The sequence below is a fragment of the Candidatus Methylomirabilota bacterium genome, from assembly GCA_036002485.1.
Taxonomy (GTDB): Bacteria; Methylomirabilota; Methylomirabilia; order Rokubacteriales; family CSP1-6; genus AR37.
Map to the genome: position 1 here is coordinate 1 of DASYTI010000186.1, position 4,897 is coordinate 4,897.

Sequence of the window (4,897 nt, forward strand, 5' to 3'; positions counted from 1 at the left end):
GCCTTGACGGGTCGGGCATAATCGGCGCCATGGCCACGTGGGGAAAGTTCCCGGACGAGGACGCGCCGAAGGCGGTGGTGGCGCTGGCCGAGCAGGTCGCGGGGGACGGAGGCGTCGCCCTCGCCCTCTACCGTGAGCCGGTGGGCGATCACTGGCACATCTTCTGTCTCCTGCCCATGGACAAGGTGGAGCCGACCCCGTATCAGCGCGACCTCTCGCCGACGCACGCCAAGCGGCTGCAGGAGGTGGTCAGGAAGATCGACCGCTTCGTGGATCCCATCGTGGTGATGTCGCCGAAGCCGGGCCTCTACTGGACGCCCAACGGCAATCACCGCCGCGTGGTGCTGGAGAAGCTCAAGGCCAAGCTGGTGCCCGCTATCCTCGTACCCGAGCCCGAGGTCGCCTTCCAGATCCTCGCGCTGAACACGGAGAAGGCGCACAACCTCAAGGAGAAGTCCCTCGAGGTCATTCGCATGTACCGGGGGCTGGTGGACGACGAGCCCGAGAGCGGGGAGGAAGGCTACGCCTTCCAGTTCGAGGCTCCCCATTTCATCACCCTGGGGCTTCTCTACGAGAAGAACAAGCGCTTCGCGGGCGGCGCCTTCGCGCCCATCCTGCGACGCGTGGACAAGTTCCTGAAGGGGCGCTTCCCGAAGACGCTCGGGGAGCGGGAGGAGCGCGCCGAGCTGGTCCGCGAAGCCGACGAGGCGCTCGTGGAGGTGGTGGCCAAGATCAAGAAGCGCGGGATCAATCATCCCTACGTGAAGAACTTCGTGCTCGCCCGCACGACGCCCCTCACCCGGCAGCGCAAGACCCTGCCCTCCTTCGACCAGACGTTCAAGAAGCTGAAAGAGAATATCGAGGACTTCGACATCGCCAAGGTCCGCTACGAAGACATCCAGCGCTCGGCCATCATGGGCGCTCCCGCGGCGGGTTGAGCGCGCGCCGCATGGCCGCCCCCGTCAAGCTCGGCGACGCGGAAATTTCCGCGAGGCTCTCCAAGCTGCCCGGCTGGAGCCTGGAGGGCGGCAAGCTTCACCGGGCCTTCGTCTTCCGCGACTTCGTCGAGGCCTGGAGCTTCATGAGCGGGGCCGCCCTCGCCGCCGAGTCCATGGGCCATCACCCCGAGTGGTCCAATGTCTGGAACCGTGTCACCGTCGACCTGACCACGCATGACGCCGGCGGGCTGACCGCGCTCGACTTCGATCTCGCCGCGCGCATGCAGGCGCTGGCCTCCCGGCTCGCGTGACGGGTCACGTCGCCATCGTCACGGGGGGCACGGGCGCCCTCGGCCAGTCGATCGTCCTCCGCCTCCTCCGCGAAGGTGCCAGCGTCGCCGTCCCATGGGTCGTGGCCGAGGAATGGGCGACGCTCGAATCACGCGCGGGCGACCCGCGCCCGCGGCTTCATGGCGCCCGCGCCGACGTCACCGACGAGGCGGCCATGGCCGCCTTCCTCTCCGACGTTCTCGGCCGCCTTCAGCGCGTCGACGTGCTCGTCAACGCGGTGGGCGGCTTCGCGGGAGGCGACCTCGCCTCAACCCCATTGCCCGAATGGCGGCGGATGATGGATCTCAACCTGACCTCGGCCGTCATCGCCTCGCGCGCCGTCCTCTCGCCCATGACCGCCGCGCGCCGCGGGCGCATCGTGAACATCTCCTCGCGCGCCGTGGTGCCGCCCCTGGGCGGGTTCATCGCCTACACCGTCGCCAAGAGCGCGATCATCGCTCTCACCCAGGCCCTGGCCCAGGAAGTGCGCGGACATGGCATCACCGTCAACGCCGTGCTGCCGAGCACCATGGACACGCCGGCCAATCGCCTGGCCATGCCCGACGCCGACCGCTCGGGCTGGGTCAGCACCGACACCGTGGCCGACGTGATCGCCTATCTGGTCTCGGACGGGGCGGTCGCGGTCTCCGGCGCCTGTATACCGGTGTGACGATCTACGCTAGAATCCGCCGCATGACCGTCGCTCCCCGCGCCGCGGCCGCCCTGATCCTGGCCGCGCTTCTCGCATCAGGGTGCGCCACGGCAAGCGTCCGTGCCGCGGCGCCGTCGGGCGAGCCGCCCCCGCCCATCCTCCAGGTCCTGCCGAACGGCCTCACCCTGATCGTCCAGGATCACCGCGCGGCCGACATCGTCGCCGTCTATCTCTGGGTCGCCACCGGCGTGCGCTACGAGCGGCCCGACGGCCTCGGCTATTCGCATTTCCAGGAGCACATGCTCTTCAAGGGCACGGACAAGTTCGGTCCCGGATATATCGACCGGATCGTGGAGGGCCAGGGTGGGCGCGACAACGCCTTCACTTCCTTCGACTACACGACCTTCCAGATCACCGTGCCCAGCGAGGCGACGCGCACAGCCATCGAACTGCTGGACGACATGGCCTTTCGCTCCACCTTCGATCCCAAGGAGATCACCGCGGAGCGCGAGGTCATCTTCGAAGAAGCGCGGATCGAGCAGGACAATCCCAAGACGGCCATCATCCGCCAGCTCTACGGCCTCGTCTTCGCCGATCATCCATACGGTCGTCCGGTGCTGGGGACGACCGAGACCATGAACGCGGCGACCCAGGAGAAGCTCAAGGCCTTCAACCGGCAGTACTACGCGCCCGAGAACATGGCGCTCGTGGTCGTGGGCCCGGTGGAGATCAAGACGGTGCGGGCCATGGTCGACCGCACCTTCGGGCAGGCGCGCCGGACCGGCTATGCGCCGCCCTCGGCGCCGCCCCTCAGCCCCATCAAGGGCATGGTGCGGCGCACCGTCGAGAGGCCGGAGCAGCAGGCGCATCTGGCCATGGGCTGGCAGGCGCCCAGTCTCAGCAACCCCGACAGCTTCCCTCTCGATCTCCTCTCGACCATCCTGGCAGGCAGCGAGAGCTCGCGGATGGCCAAGACCCTGCGCGACGGGGAGCGGATCGTGGCGAGCATCAGCATGACCAATTCCTCGCTGCAGCTCTCCGGCATCATCTATGTCCAGGCCGCCCTCGAGGCGGCGGACGTGGAGCAGGCCGAGCGCCGCATCATCGAGGAGATCGCGCGCATCCAGCGGGAGGGGCCGACGGAGGAGGAGCGCCAGCTCGCCGTGACCAAGGCCGAATCCGAGCACGCCTTCTCGTACGAGACCTCGGACGGCGTCGCCTCGGCGTACGGTCTCGCGCAGACCATGGGCAAGCTCGAGGACGAGCTGCGCTACCTCGAGCGGCTCCGGACGGTGACGCGGGAGCAGATCCGGGACGCGGCCCGCAAGTATCTCCCCCTCAGCGACTACGCGCGCATCGCCTTCGTACCGGGGAAGGCCAGATGATTTTCGAGCTGAGACGCTGCCCGCCTTTCGAGCTGAAGGGCGGAGCCCTGAGGCGAGAGCTGAATAGATCCCGCAGGCCGGACCGCGGCGAGGCGAGTACCAATTCAATGAGGTACAGAATGTTGTGCGTGCGCGCTGCCGTACTGCTGGCCCTCCTCGTCCCGTCTGTGGCGACCGCCCAGGTCGACGGGGTGACACGGACGCGGCTGCCCAACGGGCTCACCCTGCTCGTGCGCGAGAATCCCATCGCGCCCGTGGTCGCCTTCTCCATCATGCTCAAGATGGGCACGCGCACCGAGACGCCCGACACGGCGGGTATCTCGAACCTGCTCCAGCTCATGATGGTGCGCGGCACCGAAAAGCTGGCCGGCGAGCAGATCGTGGAGGCGGCCGACCGCATGGGCGGGAGCATCGACGCCTATGGCGACGCGGACTACTCGGAGATCACGGCCACCGCGCTATCACGCCACTGGCAAGAGATGCTCGAGCTCGTGGCCGACATCGCGATCCGGCCCTCGCTGCCCGACGGCACCTTCACCCCCGTGCGCGATTTCCTGGTGCGCCAGATCAGGAACCGCGGTGACAAGCCCTCTGACGTCGCCATGGACCGGATGCGCGAGGCGCTGTACGGATCGCACCCGTATGCCTGGGATCCCATGGGACGCCGAGAAAGCCTCGAGCGCCTGACCCGTGACGCGCTCGTCGCCTATTACCGCGCCCACTATGTGCCCGAAGGCATGGTGGTGGCCGTGAGCGGCCAGGTGAAGACGGCCGAGGTGCAGGCGCAGGTCGCGCGTCTCTTCGGCGGCATGCCGGCCGGCAAGGCACCCGTGCCGAGCCCGCCCGCGCCGCCGCCGGCGGCGGCCACGCGACAGGTCTTCACGGTGGCGGGGGCCCAGGCCCAGATCGTGATGGCCGGGCTCGCTCCGTCGCTGACCGACAAGGACTATGCGCCGACCAAGGTGCTGGCTTCGCTCCTCGGGGGCGGCATGGCCGGGCGCTACTTCTCCGAGCTGCGCGACAAGCAGGCCCTCGCCTATACGACGTTTGCCCAGTACGCGACCCGCGTCGACACGAGCGCCTTCGTCAACCTGCTCGGCACCGCGCCCGAGAACGTGGCCAAGGCAGAGGCCGCCCTCAAGGTCGAGCTCGCCCGGGTCCAGAACGAACCCGTCTCGGCGCAGGAGCTCTCGATCGCCAAGGCCTATCTGCTCGGCAGTCAGGCCATGGACCGGCGGACCAATCAGCGGCAGGCCTGGTACCTGGCCTTCTACGAGGTCGCCGGCGTCGGCCAGGAATTCCTCGACCGCTACGCGGGAGAGGTCAAGAAGGTCACGGCCGCTGATCTCCAGCGCGTGGCCAGACGCTACCTGGGGACGGTGCGCACCGTCATCGTCGAGCCCCCCAAGTAACCGCCCTCGCCTCAAGAGTCCGGCACTTCCTTTCCCTCTCCCCCAGTGGGGGAGAGGGTCAGGGTGAGGGGGTCGAGTCCAAGACCTCCGAAAACTCCCGCACGATGCGGTGGGGCCGCACGGAGATGCCCTCGGGCAGGCCCGTCCGCTCGCGGTCCACCCAGATGCCGCGCAGGCCGA

The 4,897-nt window shown here is 68.4% G+C and carries 5 protein-coding genes; all 5 read left to right on the plus strand.

Translation table 11 applies throughout. The features are described from left to right. On the plus strand, nt 1-938 hold a 938-nt coding region (locus VGT00_17075), incomplete at its 5' end, for a chromosome partitioning protein ParB (GenBank protein HEV8533139.1). An 11-nt stretch (nt 939-949) separates the two neighbouring features. After that, nucleotides 950-1,249 carry a 4a-hydroxytetrahydrobiopterin dehydratase gene (locus VGT00_17080; protein ID HEV8533140.1) on the plus strand — a complete coding sequence of 100 codons (300 nt, stop codon included), beginning with the start codon at nt 950-952 and terminating at the stop codon, nt 1,247-1,249. Continuing rightward, on the plus strand, nt 1,246-1,938 hold the full coding sequence (locus VGT00_17085; protein ID HEV8533141.1) for an SDR family NAD(P)-dependent oxidoreductase: 693 nt from the start codon (nt 1,246-1,248) through the stop codon (nt 1,936-1,938). The genes VGT00_17080 and VGT00_17085 overlap by 4 nt, the downstream gene beginning before the upstream one ends. A gap of 23 nt (nt 1,939-1,961) precedes the next feature. Then, nucleotides 1,962-3,305: a pitrilysin family protein gene (locus VGT00_17090; GenBank protein ID HEV8533142.1), complete on the plus strand. Its 1,344-nt coding sequence runs from the start codon at nt 1,962-1,964 to the stop codon at nt 3,303-3,305. 128 nt (nt 3,306-3,433) lie between these two features. Then, a complete protein-coding gene (locus tag VGT00_17095) occupies nt 3,434-4,717 on the plus strand; it encodes a pitrilysin family protein (protein HEV8533143.1) in 1,284 nt (427 codons plus the stop codon). The last annotated feature ends 180 nt before the right edge of the window (nt 4,718-4,897 follow it).

Coding starts and splice junctions, on each gene's coding strand:
- VGT00_17090 (HEV8533142.1), top strand. CDS start 1,962: ATGACCGTCGCTCCCCGCGCCGCGGCCGCCCTGATCCTGGCCGCGCTT.
- VGT00_17080 (HEV8533140.1), top strand. CDS start 950: ATGGCCGCCCCCGTCAAGCTCGGCGACGCGGAAATTTCCGCGAGGCTC.